Genomic DNA, 19,861 nt, shown 5'->3' on the forward strand with positions numbered 1-19,861 from the left:
CTGGTTGCGCATGAAGCGCCTCCCAACAATGCGGCGACTCCCCAACCATGAAGGACCGACACCATGCCGCAACCCCACACCCTGATCGTCGGAGGCTCCTCGGGCATCGGCCTGGCCAGCGCCCGGGAACTGCTCGCCCTCGGCCACCGCGTCACCATCGCCGGACGCGATGCGAAGCGTCTGGAGGCCGCCAGGCAGGCAGTGTCCGGCGACCTCGCTACCGCCGTCATGGATGCGGCGGAGACCGACCACCTGCCGCAGGCCTTCGCACGGCTCGGCGCGCTGGACCACCTCGTGCTGGCGCTGGGCAGCGGCAAGGGCGCGGGGCCTTTTGCCACGGTGGCGCTCGACGACGTACGCCAGGGATTCGAGGAGAAGTTCTTCCCGCACTTCGCTGTGGCACAGGCGGCGCTGCCGTCGTTGCGCAAGGACGGCAGCCTGACGTTTGTCTCGGCGGTGACGGCCCACGCCGCCATGCCCGGTACTGCAGGGATCGGCGCCGCGAATGCAGCGGTCGCCGCGCTCGTGCCCATCCTTGCGGCCGAGTTGCGTCCACTGCGGGTCAACGGGGTTTCGCCTGGCGTGATCGATACGCCCTGGTGGGGCTTCCTGGACGATGCGCAGAAGGCGGCGGTGTTTGCCGACTACGCCGCCAAGACCCCGGTCGGCCGCGTCGGCCAACCGGACGACGTGGCGCAGGCCATCGCCCTGCTGGTCAGCAATGGCTTCGTCAGCGGGCAGATGCTGATCTGCGATGGCGGGTTGCGCCTGGGCAGTTAACGGCCTTCTCCGGGACGGGTGACGTGTCGCTGATCGCCGATCAGGCGTCATCCCCGCTGGAGCAAGCCGGCGCAGCGCGGTGACCGGCAACGGCGGGGCCGGCGAACGTGCGCGGATGCCGGCGTCACCGCATGTGGCGTCAGTGCGGCGGTGCCGGCGGATCGCGTGGTGCCGGCCGGCTCAGCACGAACGCGGCGCTGGCGGCGATGGCCAGGCCCACGCCCAACGCCAAGGGGGCGCCGGGGTGCGCGCCACAGCAGAACAGCAGGTAGCCGATCGCCATGCCGCTGGCGGCGAAGGCCTTGCCGCGGCGGCTGATCGCGCCCTGCTCGCGCCACAGCCGCAGCGGCGCGCCGTAGCGCGGATGCGTCAGCAGCCAGGCCTCCAGCCGCGGCGAGGAGCGCGAGAAGCAGTACGCCGCCAGGATCAGGAAGATGGTGGTCGGCATCACCGGCAGCAGCGCGCCGATCAGGCCCAGCGCCAGCATCAGCAGGCCCAGGCCGCACCACAGCGCGCGGCTCACCCGCACCGCGGCCGCTCCGGCAGGGATGTCGGTGTCATCGGGGGACGGCTGGCAGATGCAGGTCGACATAGGCCTCGACCTGCGCGAAGGCCGCACGCGCCGCCGCGATCACCGCCTGTTCCTGCTCGGTGGCCAGTGCGATGCGGTCCAGCGCCGCGGTGAACTGGCGCCAGTGCCGCGCGCGCCCGTCCTCGGGGCCGGCCAGGTGGCGCGCACCGAACTGCGCGTGCAGGCCCAGCCGCGCGGCCAGCTTGGCCAGGATCGCCGCGCCCAGGTTGGAGCCCTCGGCCACATACAGCCAGCCCAATGCCTCGACCTGCCGGGGATAGTCGGTGCGGTGGAGCGCGGTGCCGCCGGTGGCCGGCGGCGCGACGCCCAGGTCGTGCAGATCGGCGACGAGCGCCGGCAGCCGCCGGCGTTGCGCCAGGTCCGGCACCACGCTGGCCAGCACCGGGTTGCCGTAGATGCTCTCCATGTCGCAGTGGAAGCGGTACTGCACCTGCAGGAAGCGCTTGTAGTGCTCGCGCGAGGCGAAAGGCTGCGCGGCCATGATGCGCTGGTCCAGTCGTGCATGCGCCTGGTGGGTGGCGGCCTTCAGCCGCTCGGCGCGGCTGGCGTGGGCGAGGAGGTCGGTCATGGCAGCGGGCGCTCGTTGGTCGGGGGGAGGGAGCAGTGCGGCATCTGTGGCCTCGGGAGCGTTGATGGGGGCGTCACAGCGCACGCTCCAGCTTCAGGCTCAGCGTGTTGCGGTCGTAGGTGTACAGCCAGTCGACGTTGCTGCGTACGCGGTTGCGGCGCAGCGTCAGCAGCGGCACGAAGCCGGCGACGGCCAGCCGCGGCGCGCGCAGCACGAAGGTGTAGCCCTGCTCGTCGTCGTGGCGGCGGGCGCGCAACACCGTGCTGTAGGCGCCGTAGTCGCGCTGCCGGTAGGAGGCGAACAGGGTGGCGCTGACGCCCGCCCATTGCCGCGAACCGCCGAGGCGCACACCGCGCTGCAGATAGGCCTCGGTGTCGCGCACCGCGGCGCTGTCGCTGACGTCCAGCCCGGCGAACACCGTCCAGCGTTCGTCGAGGCTGCGGAAGTAGGTGGCGTAGGCGCTGCGCACGATCGCGTCGTAGCTGGCGGCGTAGTCCTGGCGCCGGTAGCGTTGCGCCCTCCAGTCGCCTTCCAGCTTGAGCAGGGAGCGCGCCGACAGCGTCCAGCTCCACTCCGCATGCGCGCCCCAGGCGCCGTACAGCGCCTGGTTGCCCAGGGCGTAGTAGTCGAACGCTGGCGCCAGCGCGGCGCTGTGGCGTCCGCTGCGGTAGCTATAGCCGGCCTGCGCGCTCGTGGTCAGCTCGTTGTAGGCGCTGTGGTCGCGGTAGCCCTGGCCGAACAGCACGGCGCGCAGGTACAGCCCATGGTGTCCGCGCAGCGGCAGGCGCCGGTCGAGGCTGGCGTCGTAGTCGTCGCCGAAGGCGGTGATCGCCGCCGGCGTGCTGCGGCTGAAGTAGCAGCGTCCATCGAAGCTCAACAGGCAGGTGGAACTGGCCGAAGTGCGGTTGACGTTGTCGCTCCAGGCCGGGCCGAGCGCGAGGCTGCCGTTCCAGCCACGCCGCTTGGCCAGCGCTTCCCGAAAGCCGGCGATGCTGTTGCGCACGCCCTCGGTCTTGGGATCGCCGGCGTCGATCGACGCGGCGATCGCCGCGAACGCCTGTTCGGCCTCGCGGTCCTGCTGATCCTCGAACAGCACCCGCGCCAGTTCCAGGCGCCCGGGCAGGAAGTCCGGCTGCAGCGCCAGCAGCGCGCGGTACTCGCGCTCTGCGTCGCGGTAGCGGCCAGCGTTGCGCGCGACCGCGCCCTGCGCGTAGTGCACCAGCAGCGGATCGCGGTCGGGCAAGGTCAGGTATTCCTGCAGGAAGCGCTGCACCGCCGGCCATTGCCGGTGCTGCAGCGACAGGTACAGCGCGCGGCCGACGTCGTTGGCGCTGTGGGCGACGACGTAGGGCGTGCCGTCGATGACGATGCTCGGCCGTTCGCCTTCGCCGTGTTCCTGCAGCAGAGCGCGCTCGCGCTCGGCGGCCTGGCGCTGGTCGCGCTGCTCGAGCATGCGCCGGGTGTCGTCCTGCTGCTGCGCCGGGGCGCAGAAGGCGATCGCGGCCAGCAGCAGACACGCTGCCAAACGGGGAAGCGGGCGCGGCAGGCGGCGCCGTGGAAAAGGCATGGGGTGCATCGAACGGTCGCTGGAGGCGGCAAGCAGGACTGGCATGACGGCGGCTGGTCCTGCTTGGTATGGGTGCAACGTGGAGAATCGGTCGGCTTACTGCTTGGTGCCGCCGAACGCGGTGTCGTACTGGACCCCTGCGAAATCGGCGATGCCGGCCAGCGCGCTCTGGTTGGCGTAGAACTGGCCGGAGACCGCACCGTTGCTTGCGACCACGCTGCCGGACTGACGCGCGATGGCGTTGCTGCCGGAGATGCTGGCGTTGCTGTTGATGCTGGCCGTGCCGATGTTGACCGCGAAGCCGGCGTTGTTCTGGATCGAGCCGGTCAGGCGGCCGGTGCCGAAGTTGGCGGTGAAGGTGCCGGTCAGCTGGTTGCTGCCGTTGTAGTTGTTGAGGCCGACCACGCTGTAGCTGGCGGTGCCGGAGCTGGGCACGCTGCTGTCGGGCTTGTCGCCGATGAAGTACACGGTGTGCGTGTTCATACCCTCGGCATTGTCCTTGCGCGAATACCACTCGCCGAACCACACGTCCTGGCTGCCGACCTGGGCGAAGGCGAACACGCCGAGGTTGTCGTGGCTGCTCGGTGCGCCGCTGTACGGGAAGTTCAGCACCTTGACCGAGCCGGGACCGCCGTACGTGGACAGGCCCTGGAAGTCCACCGGCTTGTTCAGGCCGGTCGAGTTCACCGCGATGCCGGCCAGGCCGGCGTGGTGCGGGCCGCCGTTGACGGTGGATTCGCCGACCTTGACGTAGCTTTCGTTGCTCGACTTGCCGAGGAACGGCGCGGCGTGGGCGCTGCCCAGCACGCTGGCGACGGCCAGGCCGAGCAGGGCGGCGTGAGTGCGTTTCATGTTCATGCGATACGTCCTTCTGGTTGGATTGGAACGAGGGGGACATCCCTGTCCGGGGTAGGTGACACTCCTTGATCGGTGCGCGCGCGCTCAGAATCTCCCGGTCAGGCTGAGTTTCAGCGTGCGTCCTGGCGCGGCCATGGCCGAGCGCGTGGCCGGATCCACGTAGTAGCGGTCGGTCAGATTGGTGCCGGTCAGTTCGATGCTCAGGTTGTCGCGCAACGTGTAGCGCGCGTAGGCGTCCAGCAGCACGGTCGTGCCCCAGGAGAACGGCACGTTGAAGGTATAGACGAATCGACCGGTGCCGGGCTCTTTCTGTACCGAGTTGTCGCGGAACCATTCCAGGTCCGGGTTGCGGTACTGCCGGTAATAGGTGACGCGCCCGCCCAGTTCCAGGCGGCGCTGCAGCATGCGCGCGCCCAGCGACCAGCTGGCCGACAGCTTCGGCGTGCTCTGGGTCAGCAGATAGCCGCCGACGAAGCCGTAGTCCACGCAGGTCGGCACGATCTTGCCGCGGCCGATGACGAAGCCGTTGGTGGTGCTCAGCAGCGCCGCGGTGGTCTCGTCGCAGACCTGGTTCTTCAGGGTGTAGTTGGCGCCGAGGTCGGTGAACACGCGGCCGTTGTCGTAGCGGCCCTGGAACTCGAGGCCGCGGATGGTCTGCTTGTCGATGTTGTCGAACTTGAAACTGGGATCGCGCTCGATCACGTCGCGGGTCTTGTTGACGTAGTAGGCCAGCTTGAGGTCGGCGATGGTGTCGGCGCCGAGCAGCGGACCCAGGTCGTGGACATAGGCGACTTCCCAGTTGTAGGCATGCTCGGGCTTGAGATTCCACGGATTGAGCGAGGCGGAGAAGGCCACCGTGCTCTCGAACATGCTGGGATAGCGCAGGGTCTCGCCGTAGCGGAAGTAGACGCGGCTGTCGTCGCTGAGATTGGCGGTGGCCGAGAAGAACGGTACCCAGCCATGGTCCTTGCGCTTGCGCGCGGTGCCTTCGATGGTGTGCCGCACCGAATTGATGAAGCAGGTGTTTCCGGCCGCACCGGGCAATCCCTCCAGCGAGCCGTTGAGGCATGGGTTGCCGGCCTTGCTGTACTTGCCGTCGCCATCCGGCATCCACGGCACCTGGTGCTCGACCTGGTAGGTGGTGGGGAGGCTGTTCCACACGGAGGCGGTTAACTCGTTGAACTCCTCTTGCGTGAGTATTCCCAGGTCCAACAACTCGCTGTAGCCGGCGATGCTGTCGGCGGCCAGTGCCTCGCGCTGCTGCTGGGTATAGGTTTCGGTGGTCTTGTACTCGACGTCGTAGCCGGTGGTCACCGATTCCCTGATCTGTCCCGGGTGCGCAGCGAGGAAGTCGTCGAAGGCCCAGTAGCTGGCGTAGCGCGCGCCGCCACTCAGGGTCAGGAACTCCAGCGGTCGCCATTCGACATTGAAGTCGGCCTGCCACTCCTGGCGCCGGCCCGCGCGCGGGTACATGCGCCAGCCGTCGCTGGCACCGAAGTACGGGTCGCGCGAGCGCAGCGTTTCGTGCTGGAGGTTGCCGCCCACGGTCAGGTCCAGCGTGTCGGCCAAGGCGATCTTGTTGCTCAGGGTGAGGCCGTTGCGGGCGTTGCTGGCGTTGGCCAGCGCGGTGTTGCGGATGATCGGGCTGTAGCCCTCGCCGGTCTGCCAATCGGGATTGGCGAAGTTGGGAAAGCCGCCGGCGGTGTAGGTATCGCTTTCGGTGCTGGTGCGCCACAGGTTGGCGTACAGGTCGATCCAGCGGCTGTCCGCCGGGCGCCAGGTGTACTCCAGGTTCCATGCCTGGGCATCGACCCGGCTCAACGGCCATTGGATGGCGGCACGGTCCTTGGATTCGATGATGCGCGAGGGCATCACTTCGCCGTAGTGCGAGAGACTGTCGCGGTACCCCAGCTGCAGCGCCTGGCTGTCGCTGGAGCGCCAGGTGACCTTGAACAGCCAGGACTCCATCTGGCTGGAGGTGTTGGGTACTTCGTTGCCGGGCAACCAGTAGTTGGCCATCGACAGGATGTAGTCGTCGGCGGAGGAGCTTCTCGGCTTGCTGTAGTAGCCGGCGCCGCGCTTGCCCGAGAAGTAGTTGCCGCGCTCGCGATAGGCGTAGGCAGCGAGCAGGTCGAGGTTCTCGGTCGGCCGCCAGCCCAGCGCCAGCCGATAGGCGTCGTCCTTGCCGCTGAACACGTTGTAGCCGCCGCCACCGCGCCTTGGCGTGATCATCAGCGTGGGGTCGGTGTAGGGGATGTTGGGAGCGTTCTGCGGGAAATCCGCGACCGTGCGGTAGTCCTCGCCGGTGTGCAGGGTCGGCAGCCGCGGCCGGGTCGCGTTGCTGCTGCCCTCGGCGCGGAATTCGCCGCCGAAGCGCTGGCCGGGATCGAGGATGTCGTCCACGTCCAGGGTATTGATCACCATCGCGCCGCCGATCCCGGTGACGACATTGCGGGTCAGCGACGGACCCTTGAGGATCTGGATGCCGCCGATCAGGAACGGATCGATGTAGTTGCGATTGCTGGCGCCGTTGTAGCCGCGCCACACGGTCAACGCCTGTTCGGTGCCGTCGATGCTCACCGGCACCCGGCCAGGTCCCTGGATGCCGCGGATGTTGAGGTCCAGCGCGCCGCTGTTGCGGGCGTCGCCGCTGAACACGCCGGGTACGCCGTTGACCAGGTCCGAGGGCGTGGCGCCCTTGTAGCGCTCCACCTCGGTACGGCCGATGTAGGCGCTGGACAGGTCCAGGTCGTAGACCGCGTCGCGGCCGCGGCGGTCGCGCGCTTCGCCGCCACGGTTGTCGTCGGCGTTGCCGGCCACCCGCAGCGTGTCGATGGCGATCGCGCCGTCCTGCGCTGCGGCCGGTTCCAAGGTGACCGCGTTCGGGCCGGTGTGGCGCGCGCGCAGGCCGCTGCCCTGCAGCAACTGCTGCAAGGCCTGTTCGGCGCTGTAGTCGCCCCGCACCGCCGGCGCCGTGAGGCCGTCGGTGGTCCGGCCGGTGTACAGCACCTGCAGGCCGGTTTGTGCCGACAATTGCAATAGCGCTTGCGCGAGCGGCTGCGCCGTCAGGTCGACGGGATAGCGGGGGGCTTGCTCGGTGACGGGGGAGGGCGTTTGCGCGATCGCGGCAGGACTGAGCAGGGCCAGCGCCAGGGCATGGCTGAGCAGGGCGAACGCGGGCGCACGGCGAACGCGGGCGGCAGGGGGATGGGTTGGCATGCTGGGGGTATCGAAGACGGATTTGTGGGAATGAAAATCATTCCGTTCTTCCCGTTTAGACGGGCCGACGCCCGCGCGCTCCCCAGTGGCGCGTTCGACGAAACGGACGCACCCGGGTTTTATTTAGTTTGCGTTCACTTTTTGGGCGCGGGTGCGCCAGCCGCATCCGCTGGCGACCGGTACACGATGGTCAGCCAGGGCAGGTCCAGCGAGCGCAGCCGCAGGCTGTCCAGCAGCGTGCGCATGGCGAGGTCCGGATCGGCGATGTCCAGCGACCCGGACACCGGCAGCGCACGCAGGGCGTCGCCGCGGACGACGACGTGGCCGTGCCGATAGCGCGCGAGTGCGTCCAGCGCCTGTGCCAGCGACATGTCGGAGAACACCAGTTGCCGACGCTGCCAGGCGCCGATCGTCAGGGGATCGCGATCGGCAAGACGGCGCACGACCGTGTCCTGCAGCCGCGCGGATTGGCCCGCGCCCAGCACCGCGCCGGCGCCGCCGTCCGGCGCACGCACGGCGACGCGGCCAGCGATGACCCCGACCTCGGCGGTATCGCCCTGTACGCGCACGGCGAAGCGCGTGCCGAGGACGCGCGCGCTGCCGCCGCGGCTGTCCACCACGAACGGGCGCCGCGGGTCGTGGGTCACCTGGAACGCCGCTTCGCCGCGCAACAGCCGCACCGTGCGCAGGCCCGGGCGCAGTTCGACGGCGATGGCGCTGTCGGTATCGAGCGTGACCACGCTGCCGTCGGCCAGGCGCAGGGTGCGGATCTCGCCGACCCGGGTGTAGGCATCGCTGCGCAGCCGTTCCACGCCGCCGCTGCCCAGCCACAGGCCGCCACCGATCGCCAGCGCCAGCCCGGCGGCGGCATGGCGCGGCCAGCGCCGGTGCCGCCGCGTATGTGTCGGCGAACTGGTCGGCAGCGGTGCCGCTACTGCGGCGGCCACCGGATCCAGTTCGTCGGCCAGGGCCGCGGCCGGCGCCTGCAGCAGGCCGAGCATGGCGCCGGCCTCGGCCATGGCCTGCGCGTGCGCCTGCGGCGCCAGCGCCAGCCACGCGGCATGCGCGCGTCGCGTGTCGGGGTCGTCCGGCGCCGCATCCAGTTGCAGGAGCCAGTGCAGCGCTTGTTCGAACAGGGCGTCATCGACGTGAGGGGGCGCGGGCATGCAGTGCCTATCCGTCAGGAATGGGTCGGGGCGCGCGGCGGGCGCAGGCCAGGGGATTATTCGGGACGACGGGTCGAGTGTGCGCGTCCCCGTAGCCGGCGGCTGCTCAGACGTCGCGACCGGCCTCGCGCAGGCGGCGCCGGCAGTGCGTCACCGCCACGGCGATGTGCTTTTCGACCGTGCGCGGCGAGATGCCCAGTCGCGCGGCGATCTGCGCGATGCTCAGGTTGCGCCCGCGGAACAGCACGAACACCCGCCGCGCCTGCGCCGGCAGGTCGCGGATCGCCTGCAGCAGCAGCGCGTACTCCTGCTGGCTCAACGCGCTCTGGTACGGCGAGGGCGCCGGCGACGGCACCGTGTCGATGCCGTCGTTGGCGGCGGCAAAGCGGCTGCGCGAGGCCGCCACGCGGCCCTGGTCGATGGCGACGTTGTCGACCACGCGCCGCAGGTAACTGGCCGGATCGCGCAGGCTGCGCGCGTCGGGCGCATCGGCGGCCGGGGCGCGCGTGGCCAGGCGCAGCCAGGCATCGTGCACCAGGTCGTTGGCCGCGCCGGCGTACTTGCGCGCCGCGTAGCGCTGCAGCTCGGTGTAGTGGCTTTCCAGCGCATCCGCCAGCGCGGCTGGCGGGTCCTGGGGAGGAGGAAGGGGCATGGCATCCATCCGCAGACCACAAGGAAAGGGATGGAATTCTAATTTGGATGAGATTCATTCTCAATTGAAGTGACGCCACGCCGGTTTCCGCCGTGCGTTTGCGTCGGCACTGCGGTCCACGCTGGAGAAACTGCAAAACCGCTGCCGGATCAGGCGCTTGGGCTAGGACAGCGAATGCCGGCGGCGCCCGCCCGGCGAGGGTCTGGCCGCGCACGCGCTTGCGGTCGTGGCTGGGACTGGTATCGTGCGCCGCCCGATCCTCGACGCCGAGACCTGAGCGATGCGTGGCACTCTCTACATCGTGGCGGCCCCGTCCGGCGCCGGCAAGAGCAGCATCGTCAACGCCACCCTGGCGCGCGATCCGCAGATCGCGCTGTCGATCTCGTTCACCTCGCGTGCGCCGCGTCCGGGCGAACGCCATGCCGAGCACTACCATTTCGTCTCCGCCGAAGAGTTCCAGCGCATGATCGATGCCGGCGACTTCTTCGAGTACGCGCGCGTGCACGGCGACTGGAAGGGCACCGCGCGGCAGTCGGTGGAGCCGCAGCTGGACGCCGGCCACGACGTGTTGCTGGAGATCGACTGGCAGGGCGCGCGCCAGGTGCGGGCCAAGGTGCCGGACGCGGTCAGCGTGTTCATCCTGCCGCCCTCGCGCGAGGCGCTGGAGCAGCGCATGCGCAAGCGCGGCCAGGACAGCGAGGCGGTGATCGCGCAACGGCTGGCCGCCGCGCGCGAGGAGATGTCGCACTACGCCGATTTCGACTACGTCATCGTCAACGAGCACTTCGACACCGCCGTGGACGAGATGTGCGCGATCTTCGTCGCCAGCCGCCTGCGCCGGCCGCAGCAGCAGCAGCGCCATGCCGGGCTGATCGCGACCCTCCTGGAAGAGCAGCCAACTGGCTGATTCCAAAGGGAACTGAATGGGGTGGGGTTGAACTCGGGCGGTGTCCGCCCTACAATCCCCGCCCTTTCCCTCATTCGAACGCGTGGCCGCCGCCGGCCCGCCGGGAGCCCGCATGGCCCGCATCACCGTAGAAGATTGCCTGGAAGTCGTTAACAACCGTTTCGAACTGGTCATGATGGCGTCCAAGCGCGCCCGCCAGCTCGCCAACGGCGTGCAGGCCACCCTCGACAACACCGAGGCGGCCGACAAGCCGACCGTGCTGGCGCTGCGCGAGATCGCCGCGCGCAAGATCGACAACGCGCTGATCGACGAGGTCGAGAAGGCCGAACGCGAGCGCGCCGAGCGCGAAGCCCTGGAATGGGCCGCGGCCGAGGTGGTGGCCGACGAGGACATGTCCAAGAACGACGACTGACCGCGCCGCCGCGTCGCGACCGTCCTGCGAACAGCCCGCATCCGCGGGCTGTTTCGTTTTGCGGGTTTGCCGTCCACGCGCCGCTGGCATAGTCTTTCCGCATGAACCCAGGCCCTTCCGCCCAGGTCGCCAACGCCGCGCCGCCGCCGCCGCCGGCCGACGAGGGCGTCCCCGACTACGTCCTGCAGCTCGAACGCAGCGCCAGCTATCTGCCTGCCGAGCAGATCCCGCTGCTGCGCCGCGCCTGGGAGGTCGGGGCGGCCGCGCACGCGGGGCAGACCCGCAAGTCGGGCGAGCCGTACATCACCCATCCGGTGGCGGTGGCCGGGGTGCTGGCCGAGCTCGGCCTGGACGTGGAGGCGCTGATCGCGGCGATCCTGCACGACACCATCGAGGACACGCCGCTGACCCGCGCCGAGCTGGCCGCCGAGTTCGGCGAGGCGGTGGCCGAACTGGTCGACGGCGTCACCAAGCTGGACAAGCTCAAGTTCCGCGACCGCCAGGAAGCGGCCGCCGAGAGCTTCCGCAAGATGCTGCTGGCGATGTCGCGCGACCTGCGCGTGATCATGATCAAGCTCGCCGACCGCCTGCACAACATGCGCACGCTGGGCGCGCAGAGCGCCGAGGCGCGCAGCCGCATCGCCCGCGAGACCCTGGAGATCTACGCGCCGATCGCCCAGCGCCTGGGCATGAGCCTGATGAAGTCCGAGCTGCAGAACCTCGGCTTCCGTGCCCTGCACCCGTGGCGCCACGCGATCATCGAAAAGCACATCCGCAGCCAGCCGGTGGTGCGCCGCGAGTCGATGGCGCAGGTGGAAGTGCAGTTGTCGCAGCGTCTGGCCAAGGAAGGGCTGGAACACCGGCTGGTGAGCCGGATCAAGACGCCGTGGAGCATCTACAACAAGATGCGCGACGAGAACAAATCCTTCGACCAGGTGATGGACGTGTTCGGCTTCCGCCTGGTGGTGCGCGGCGTGCCGGACTGCTACCACGCCCTCGGTGCGGTGCATGCCACCTTCAAGCCGCTGGATGCGCGTTTCCGCGATTTCATCGCCATTCCCAAGGCCAACGGCTACCAGTCGCTGCACACGGTGCTGTTCGGCCCCTACGGCTCGCCGATCGAGGTGCAGATCCGCACCGAGGAAATGGACCTGATCGCCGAGCGCGGCGTCGCCGCGCACTGGACTTACAAGTTCGGCGGCGATTCGCCCAACAGCGCGCAGAGTCGCGCGCATGCGTGGATCGTCGAACTGATCGAATCGCAGCGCGCCGCCGGCTCGTCGCTGGAGTTCCTGGACAACGTCAAGGTCGACCTGTTCCCGGACGAGGTCTACCTGTTCACGCCCAAGGGCAAGATCCTGGCGCTGCCGCGCAACTCCACCGCGCTGGACTTCGCCTATGCGGTGCACACCGACGTCGGCAATCGCGCGGTGGCCTCGCGCGTGGACAAGAAGCTGGTGCCGCTGCGCACCAAGCTGGTCAGCGGACAGACGGTGGAAGTGATCACCGCGCGCTCTGCCACGCCCAAGCCGCAGTGGCTGGAGTTCGTGGTCAGCAGCAAGGCGCGCACCGCGATCCGCCACCAGCTCAAGCAGCTCGAGCACGAGGACGCGGTGCAGCTCGGCCATCGCATGCTCGACCGCGCGCTGGAGGCGATGGACAGCTCGCTGGAGCGGCTGCCCAAGGGCCGCCTGGATTCGTTCCTCAGCGAACACCGCTATCCGCGCCTGGAGGCGCTGCTGGCCGACGTGGCGCTGGGCAACTGGATGCCCAACCAGGCGGCGCAGGCGCTGATGGCCTATGCCGAACTGCGCGGCGGCGGCCATTCCAAGCACTCGCAGGAAAAGATCCTGATCAACGGCACCGAGCGCGGCGTGGTCAGCTTCGCCAACTGCTGCCAGCCGATTCCCGGCGACGAGATCATGGGCTACCACACCGCCGGCAAGGGCATCGTGGTGCATCGCCTGGACTGTCCGAACCTGGCCGAACTGCGCAAGTCGCCCGAGCGCTGGGTGCCGATCGGCTGGGACAGCAGCGTCATCGGCGACTACGACACCGCGCTGGTGGTGGAGGTGGAGAACCGCACCGGCGTGCTCGCGCAGCTGGCCGCGGCGATCGCGCAGAGCCAGTCCAACATCGAGCGCGTCGACTACCTGGACCGCGACTTCAATGCCGCGGTGCTGCGCTTCAACATCCAGGTGCGCGACCGCAACCACCTGGCCGAAGTGATGCGCCGGCTGCGGCGCTTGAATGCGGTGCAGAGCGTGCGTCGCCAGTAAGGCGTCGGGATTGGGGATTCGGAGCGCGCCTGGCCTTGGCGTCGTAGGAGCGGCTTTAGCCGCGACGCCTTGCCGATGAAGCGTCGCGGCTAAAGCCGCTCCTACGAAAATCTCTTGGAAGCGGGCACCGCGGCGTGTCCCGCCGGCACGCTGCTCCCGAATCCCGAATCCCGAATCCCGAATCCCGAATCCCGAATCCCCAATCCCCAATCCCCAATCCCCAATCCCCAATCCCCAATCGCGCGCGCCAGCTAAACTAGGCGGACATTCTTCCAACGGAGTCGCCATGTCCCGCCAGATCATCCATACCGACCGAGCGCCGGCCGCGATCGGCCCGTATTCGCAGGCCGTGCGTGCCGGCAACACCGTGTACTTCTCCGGGCAGATCCCGCTGGATCCGGCCACCGGCGAGATCGTCGCCGGCGACATCGCCGCGCAGGCGCGCCGCGCCTTCGACAACCTGCAAGCGGTGGCCGAGGCGGCCGGCGGCTCGCTGGACCGCATCGTGCGCCTGGGGCTGTACCTCACCGACCTGGCGCAGTTCGCGCAGGTCAACGCGGTGATGCAGGACTACTTCCAGGCGCCGTTCCCCGCGCGTTCCACCATCGAAGTGTCGGCGCTGCCCAAGGGCGCGGGCTTCGAGGTGGACGCGGTGATGGTGCTGGACTGATCCCCAGCCGTGCCGCGCGTGCAGGTTCCGGCGCCGGCGCTGTCGGCGGCAGGCGAGGTGCCGCTGACCACGCTGCCCGGCGTCGGTCCCAAGCTGGCCGAGAAGTTCGCCGCGCGCGGCCTGTCCATGCTGCAGGACCTGTGGCTGCACCTGCCGCTGCGCTATGAGGACCGCACCCGACTGACCACGGTGGCGGCACTGCAGCCGGGTGTGCCGGCGCAGATCGAAGGGCGGGTGCAGGTGGTGGACCGCGGCTTCCGCTACCGGCCGATGCTGCGCGTGGCGGTGGCCGACGACTCGCGCGGCACCCTGGTGCTGCGCTTCTTCCAGTTCCGTGCCGCGCAGGCGGCGCAGTTCGCGGTCGGCGTGCGTTTGCGCGCGTTCGGCACGCCCAAGCCGGGCCAGCACGGGCTGGAGTTCGTGCATCCCAGCTATCAGCTCCTCGGCGAGGACGACGACGCGGCGCTGGGCGATCGCCTGGATCCGGTGTACCCGGCGGTGGAGGGCGTCGGCCCGGCGACCGTGCGCCGGCTGATCGGGCAGGCGCTGGACCGGCTGCCGGAGGAGGCGGCGCTGGAACTGCTGCCGGCCTCGCTGCTGGCCGAACTCGGCCTGCCGTCGCTGCGCAGCGCGTTGCTGGTCGCGCACCGGCCGCCGCCGCAGGCCGACCTGGCCGCGCTCGCCGCCGGCCTGCATCCGGCGCAGCAGCGCCTGGCGCTGGAAGAACTGCTCGCGCATCACCTGAGCCTGCGTCGCCAGCGCATCGCCCTGCAGTGCCAGCCGGCGCCGTCGCTGCGCGGCCGCGGGGCGCTGGCCAAGCGTTTGCAGCAGTCTCTGCCGTTCCGACTCACCGGCGCGCAGCAGCGCGTGTTCGCGCAGATCCACGCCGACCTGGAACGGCCGGTGCCGATGCTGCGGCTGGTGCAGGGCGACGTCGGCAGCGGCAAGACCGTGGTCGCGGCGCTGGCGGCGATGCTGGCGGTGGACAAGCGCAAGCAGGCGGCGCTGGCGGCGCCGACCGAACTGCTCGCCGAACAGCATCTGGCCAACCTGCGCGGTTGGCTGGAGCCGCTGGGCGTGCGCGTGGCCTGGCTGGCCGGCAAGGTCACCGGCAAGGCGCGCAGCGCGACCCTGGCGCAGATCGCCTCGGGCGAAGCGCAGGTGGTGGTCGGCACGCATGCGCTGATGCAGGAGGCGGTGCGCTTCCACGACCTGGCGCTGGCCATCGTCGACGAGCAGCATCGCTTCGGCGTGCACCAGCGCCTGGCGCTGCGCGACAAGGGCGCCTCGGGCGCGGGCGTGCCGCACCAGTTGGTGATGACCGCCACGCCGATCCCGCGCACGCTGGCGATGGCCGCGTATGCCGACCTGGACGTGTCCTCGATCGACGAACTGCCGCCGGGGCGCACCCCGGTGCAGACCATCGTGCTCAATGCCGAGCGTCGTCCGGAGCTGGTGCAGCGCATCCGCGTGGCCTGCGCGGAAGGCCGCCAGGCCTACTGGGTCTGCACGCTGATCGAAGAGGCCGAGGAGAGCGCCAAATCCGCGCAGGGCGGTGCCGGCAACCGCCTCGAGGCCAGCGCCGCGCAGGCCACCTTCGAGGCGCTGTCGGCGCAGTTGCCGGAGTTGCGCGTGGGCCTGGTGCATGGGCGCATGAAGCCGGCGGAGAAGCAGGCGGCGATGCGCGCATTCAAGCAGGGCGAGATCGACCTGCTGGTCGCCACCACCGTCATCGAGGTCGGCGTGGACGTGCCCAACGCCTCGCTGATGATCATCGAGAACGCCGAGCGCCTGGGCCTGGCGCAGTTGCACCAGCTGCGCGGGCGGGTCGGGCGCGGCGCGGCCGCCTCCAGTTGCGTACTCATGTACCAGGCGCCGCTGTCGGTGATGGCGCGGCAGCGCCTGGAAACCATGCGCCAGACCAACGACGGCTTCGTCATCGCCGAGAAGGATCTGGAGCTGCGTGGGCCGGGCGAACTGCTCGGCACCCGCCAGACCGGCCTGGCCGCGTTCCGCGTGGCCGACCTGGCCCGCGACGCCGGCCTGCTGCCGCGCGTGCATGCCCTGGCCGACCGGCTGCTGGAGGAGGCGCCGGTCCTGGCCGACCGCATCGTCGCGCGCTGGGTCGGCGGCGCGGTGCGGTTTGCCGGGGCGTGAGGGGTGGGGATTCGGCATTGGGGAGTGGGGATTCGCAAAAGCGGCATCGCCACGTCTTCGTTCGTAGGTCGCGGCTGAAGCCGCTCCTGCGACGGAGAGTCGTGCGGCCGCTTCTCGCGAATCCCCACTCCCGACTCCCCAATCCCGGCTCCTTCCCATGCCCGCGCCGCAGTGCCAGACTCGGTGGCCGAACGGACGAGCGAAACGACGCATGAGCGACAAGATTCCCCTGTTGATCGATACCGACCCCGGCGTGGACGATGCGCTGGCGCTGCTGATGGCGTTCGCCGATCCGCGCCACGAGGTGGTCGGGCTGACCATCGCCGCCGGCAACGTCGGGCTGCGCCACACCGTGCGCAATGCGCTGAAGCTGTGCGAAGTGGCCGGGCGCGAGGATGTGCCGGTGTTCGCCGGCTGCGCCGATCCGCTGCTGCATCCCTCGGTGGACGCCGGGCACGTGCATGGCCAGGACGGCTTCGGCGACGTCGACCTGCCGCCGGCCGCGCGCGGGGCCGAGGCCGAGCATGCCGCGCTGGCGATCCTGCGCCTGTCCCACCAGTACGCCGGGCGCCTGCTGCTGGTCGCGCTGGGGCCGCTGACCAACATCGCGCTGGCGCTGAAGCTGGACCCGACCCTGCCGCAGCGCGTGGGCCGCTTCCTGGTGATGGGCGGGGCGATCACCTGCCACGGCAACATCACCCCGGCCGCCGAGTTCAACATCGCCTTCGATCCGGAGGCCGCGCACATCGTGTTCAAGGCATTCCTGCACATCGAGGTCGCCGACTGGGAGGCGACGGTGGCGCACGGCCTGCCGCACCGCGAGGTCGAGCAGTGGCTGGCGGTGGATGCGCCCAAGGCGCGCTTCTACGAGCTGATCTCGCGCAAGACCCGGCTGTGGTCGGAAGACGCGCGCGGCGAGCACTGGTATGCGGCCGACGCGCTGGCGATGGCCTGGGCGCTGCAGCCCGAGGGCGCCGAGGAAGTGCAGGCGCGGCCGCTGCAGATCGAGCTGTCCGGGGTGCACACCCGCGGCGCCACCCTGGTCGACTGGAACCGCCAGCTGGGCCTGCCGGACAACGCGACCATGCTCATCCGCTACGACCACGCCCGCTTCCTGGGCCTGGCCCGCGCGGCGGTCGGCGCCGGCTGAGCCTGTCGGACCGGGCGGCACCTCCGGGGCAGGGCGCCCCGGGCGACGCCAGCGCACCTGCCCGAACGTAAACGTTGCGTGGAGGGCAGGAGCGCTGTTATAGTTTCCCTCTTGTCCAGCAGCCACCTACGGTGCGAGCCCATGAAGGCCGACATCCATCCCCAGTACCGCGACGTCGTGTTCCACGATGTCACCTCCGATTTCAAGATCCTGACCCGTTCGACCATGTCCTCGAAAGAGACGGTCAAGTGGGAAGACGGCGAAGAGTACCCGCTGATCAAGGTCGAAATTTCCTCGGCTTCGCACCCGTTCTACACGGGCAAGCACAAGGTCATCGACACCAGCGGCCGTATCGACAAGTTCCAGAAGCGCTACGCGCGCTGATCGGAACCGTCGGACGGAAGTAAAGCGACGGCCGCTTGCGCGGCCGTTTTGCTATCCGCTGTCTCCTCCCGGCGCGAATGCGCCGGTGGCCTCCTCCCGCGATAGTGCGGCGAGGATGCAACGCTGTGTCGCTTTCCCGCCGCCATCTTGCCGCGTGGGCGATGAGCGACGACGCAAATGCTGCTGTGCGATAATGGCGCGATCCGTGGCGATTGCCGTGGACTTCCTTCACGCGTCTGTTCGCAACGTAATCGGACAGGCGCCTTCCATCGAGGAGCGCACACTGTGTCCGATCTTGATCAGGTCACGTTGAACGCCGGCGACAAGTCGGTCGTTCTTCCGGTACTCAAGCCCACCCTGGGCAACGATTGCGTCGACATTTCCAAGTTGACCAAGGAGACCGGTCTCTTCACCTACGACTCGGGCTTCACCGCGACCGCCAGCTGCAAGTCGGCGATCACCTACATCGACGGCGACAACGGCGTGCTGCTGTACCGCGGCTACCCGATCGAGCAGCTGGCCGAGAAGTCCAACTTCCTCGAAGTGGCCTACCTGCTGATGAACGGCGAGTTGCCCACCGCCGACGAATTCAAGAAGTTCGACCACGAAGTGACGCATCACACGATGATGCACGAGTCGCTGAAGAACTTCCTCGGCGGCTTCCGCCACGACGCGCACCCGATGGCGATGATGGCCGGTACCGTGGCCTCGCTGTCGGCGTTCTACCACGACACCCTTGACCTCAACGATCCGGAGCAGCGCCGCCTGGCCGCGATCCGCCTGATCGCCAAGGTGCCGACGATCGCCGCCGCCGCCTACCGTTATTCGATCGGCTGGCCGATCCGCTACCCGCGCAACAACCTCGGCTACGTCGAGCGCTTCCTGCACATGATGTTCGAGGTGCCGAGCGAGCAGCTGCAGATGAACCCGGTCGTGGCCAAGGCCCTGGACCTGCTGTTCATCCTGCACGCCGACCACGAGCAGAATGCCTCGACCTCGACCGTGCGCCTGGTCGGTTCCACCGGCGCCAACCCGTACGCCTCGGTCGCCGCGGGCATCACCGCGCTGTGGGGCCCGGCGCATGGCGGCGCCAACGAAGCCGTGCTGAAGATGCTGGAAGAGATCGGCACCGCCGACAACGTCGAGAGCGCCGTGGCCAAGGCCAAGGACAAGAACTCGAGCTTCCGCCTGATGGGCTTCGGCCACCGCGTGTACAAGAACTTCGACCCGCGCGCGAAGATCATCCGCGAGATGACCCACAAGGTGCTGGGCGAGCTGGGCGTCAACGACCCGCTGCTGGAAGTGGCGCTGAAGCTGGAAGAGGCCGCGCTGAAGGACGACTACTTCGTGCAGCGCAAGCTGTACCCGAACGTCGACTTCTACTCGGGCATCATCTACAAGGCGCTGAACATTCCGGTGGAGATGTTCACCGTGATGTTCGCCATCGCCCGCACCGCCGGCTGGGTCTCGCACTGGCTGGAGCAGCAGGTCGATCCGGAAATGAAGATCGGCCGTCCGCGCCAGATCTACACCGGCTACGACAAGCGCGACTACACCAGCGCCGACAAGCGCTGATCGATCCCCTCACGGTGGTCCGCAACGCCCCGCCTCGCGCGGGGCGTTTTCGTTTGCGCGGGGGGCAGCGGGGAGGGGCCTGGCCGCCGTCGGGTCGCGCCCGCGGCGCGCCCGCACGATGGCGCGCCGCCCGCCTCAGCCATCGCGCGGTGCGTGGCCGCGTTCAGCCGTCCTGGTAGTCGGCGATGTCCTGCTCGGTCAGCAGTTGCCGCAATTGCGGCATCGAGGCGCGTCGCATCGGTTTTTCGTCGACCTGCGACAGCGGCGCCTGGCGCAGCGCGTCGTAGGGCAGCACGGTCAGGTCGAAGGTCAGCTCCTCGGCGGTGAACAGCCACACCGGGAAGTCCTCGCTGCGCTCGCGGTCCAGGCGCAGGCGACGGCTGCGCAGCTCGGCCGGGACGCGGTGCTCTTCGAGGAAGCGCGCCACCGCCTCGGCATCGTCGCTGTGCAGGTGCAGTTGCACCGGGCTGTTGGCGTCGGCGGTGCCATCGTGCACCGGCCCGGCCAGGCGCGGCGCGAATGCGTGCAGGAAGTCCATCGCGCGCAGCGCCGCCTCGCGGCGCCGGCGCAGTTCGCCGGCATGGTCGGGGCCGGCGAACAGCCGCTGGTATTCGCGCAGGGCGTCCTCGATCTCGCTGTTGCGCGGCAGCGAGGCGTCGTCGTGGATGCCGAGCCGGTCGGCCGCTTTCAGCTTGGCCTGGTGGAAATCGCGGATGCCGCCTTCGGCCATCAGGCGGGCGGCTTCGTGCGCCAGCCGGCGGCGGCGTTCGTGCGTGCGGGTCCGGGCATGTTGCCGAGCGTGGTGCATGGAGCGCCTCCCCTCAAAGCCTGGCCCGACTGTACCGCAGCCTTGCGAAATTCGGGTGTAGCCGGCGGCGCTGCGTGCGACAGTCGCCGGCGGGGCGCGCGCCCGGCGCACTGCCCC

At 69.4% G+C, this 19,861-nt stretch carries 17 protein-coding genes; 9 read left to right on the plus strand and 8 right to left on the minus strand.

Going from position 1 to position 19,861, the window contains the following annotated elements; all coding sequences use genetic code 11:
* Positions 1-63: 63 nt before the first annotated feature.
* A complete protein-coding gene (locus tag NKJ47_RS05815; RefSeq protein ID WP_254460563.1) occupies positions 64-780 on the plus strand; it encodes an SDR family oxidoreductase in 717 nt (238 codons plus the stop codon).
* A 139-nt stretch (positions 781-919) separates the two neighbouring features.
* On the opposite strand, the gene NKJ47_RS05820 is transcribed toward NKJ47_RS05815, so the two are convergent.
* The 7 genes from NKJ47_RS05820 to NKJ47_RS05850 form a co-directional block, all read right to left on the minus strand.
* On the minus strand, positions 920-1,303 hold the full coding sequence (locus NKJ47_RS05820; RefSeq protein WP_429002523.1) for a YbaN family protein: 384 nt from the start codon (positions 1,301-1,303) through the stop codon (positions 920-922).
* Between the two features lie 34 nt (positions 1,304-1,337).
* Positions 1,338-1,940 (minus strand): biliverdin-producing heme oxygenase, encoded by a 603-nt coding sequence (locus NKJ47_RS05825; RefSeq protein ID WP_254460565.1) that lies wholly within the window; start codon positions 1,938-1,940, stop codon positions 1,338-1,340.
* Between the two features lie 73 nt (positions 1,941-2,013).
* Positions 2,014-3,465 carry a surface lipoprotein assembly modifier gene (locus NKJ47_RS05830; protein WP_254460566.1) on the minus strand — a complete coding sequence of 484 codons (1,452 nt, stop codon included), beginning with the start codon at positions 3,463-3,465 and terminating at the stop codon, positions 2,014-2,016.
* 138 nt (positions 3,466-3,603) lie between these two features.
* On the minus strand, positions 3,604-4,365 hold the full coding sequence (locus NKJ47_RS05835) for a Slam-dependent surface lipoprotein (protein ID WP_254460567.1): 762 nt from the start codon (positions 4,363-4,365) through the stop codon (positions 3,604-3,606).
* 84 nt (positions 4,366-4,449) lie between these two features.
* Complete coding sequence (locus tag NKJ47_RS05840) at positions 4,450-7,584, minus strand: TonB-dependent receptor (protein WP_254460568.1); 3,135 nt, start codon at positions 7,582-7,584, stop codon at positions 4,450-4,452.
* Between the two features lie 134 nt (positions 7,585-7,718).
* Positions 7,719-8,750 carry a FecR family protein gene (locus NKJ47_RS05845; protein WP_254460569.1) on the minus strand — a complete coding sequence of 344 codons (1,032 nt, stop codon included), beginning with the start codon at positions 8,748-8,750 and terminating at the stop codon, positions 7,719-7,721.
* Between the two features lie 106 nt (positions 8,751-8,856).
* Positions 8,857-9,402, minus strand: a complete 546-nt coding sequence (locus tag NKJ47_RS05850; protein ID WP_254460570.1) for an RNA polymerase sigma factor — start codon at positions 9,400-9,402, stop codon at positions 8,857-8,859.
* Positions 9,403-9,682: 280 nt separating this feature from the next.
* Here NKJ47_RS05850 and gmk point away from each other — a divergent pair, with 280 nt between their 5' ends.
* The 8 genes from gmk (at position 9,683) to NKJ47_RS05890 (ending at position 18,936) form a co-directional block, all read left to right on the plus strand.
* Complete coding sequence (gmk, locus tag NKJ47_RS05855; RefSeq protein ID WP_254460571.1) at positions 9,683-10,309, plus strand: guanylate kinase; 627 nt, start codon at positions 9,683-9,685, stop codon at positions 10,307-10,309.
* Between the two features lie 112 nt (positions 10,310-10,421).
* Positions 10,422-10,721, plus strand: a complete 300-nt coding sequence (rpoZ, locus tag NKJ47_RS05860) for a DNA-directed RNA polymerase subunit omega (protein WP_254460572.1) — start codon at positions 10,422-10,424, stop codon at positions 10,719-10,721.
* Between the two features lie 101 nt (positions 10,722-10,822).
* Positions 10,823-13,000, plus strand: a complete 2,178-nt coding sequence (locus NKJ47_RS05865; RefSeq protein WP_254460573.1) for a RelA/SpoT family protein — start codon at positions 10,823-10,825, stop codon at positions 12,998-13,000.
* 286 nt (positions 13,001-13,286) lie between these two features.
* Positions 13,287-13,670: a RidA family protein gene (locus NKJ47_RS05870; RefSeq protein WP_010341827.1), complete on the plus strand. Its 384-nt coding sequence runs from the start codon at positions 13,287-13,289 to the stop codon at positions 13,668-13,670.
* Between the two features lie 9 nt (positions 13,671-13,679).
* A complete protein-coding gene (gene recG, locus NKJ47_RS05875) occupies positions 13,680-15,827 on the plus strand; it encodes an ATP-dependent DNA helicase RecG (RefSeq protein ID WP_254460574.1) in 2,148 nt (715 codons plus the stop codon).
* Positions 15,828-16,038: 211 nt separating this feature from the next.
* Positions 16,039-16,977: a nucleoside hydrolase gene (locus tag NKJ47_RS05880; protein WP_254460575.1), complete on the plus strand. Its 939-nt coding sequence runs from the start codon at positions 16,039-16,041 to the stop codon at positions 16,975-16,977.
* Between the two features lie 141 nt (positions 16,978-17,118).
* Positions 17,119-17,361 (plus strand): type B 50S ribosomal protein L31, encoded by a 243-nt coding sequence (locus NKJ47_RS05885; protein ID WP_010341537.1) that lies wholly within the window; start codon positions 17,119-17,121, stop codon positions 17,359-17,361.
* A gap of 285 nt (positions 17,362-17,646) precedes the next feature.
* Positions 17,647-18,936 carry a citrate synthase gene (locus tag NKJ47_RS05890; RefSeq protein ID WP_026143410.1) on the plus strand — a complete coding sequence of 430 codons (1,290 nt, stop codon included), beginning with the start codon at positions 17,647-17,649 and terminating at the stop codon, positions 18,934-18,936.
* A gap of 163 nt (positions 18,937-19,099) precedes the next feature.
* Here the strand turns inward: NKJ47_RS05890 and NKJ47_RS05895 are convergent, their stop codons facing one another.
* Positions 19,100-19,744, minus strand: coding sequence for a hypothetical protein (locus NKJ47_RS05895; RefSeq protein ID WP_254460576.1), 645 nt, complete (start codon positions 19,742-19,744; stop codon positions 19,100-19,102).
* Positions 19,745-19,861 lie beyond the last annotated feature (117 nt).

Origin of the sequence: Xanthomonas sacchari (assembly GCF_024266585.1) — a bacterium.
Classification (GTDB): Bacteria; Pseudomonadota; Gammaproteobacteria; order Xanthomonadales; family Xanthomonadaceae; genus Xanthomonas_A; species Xanthomonas_A sacchari_C.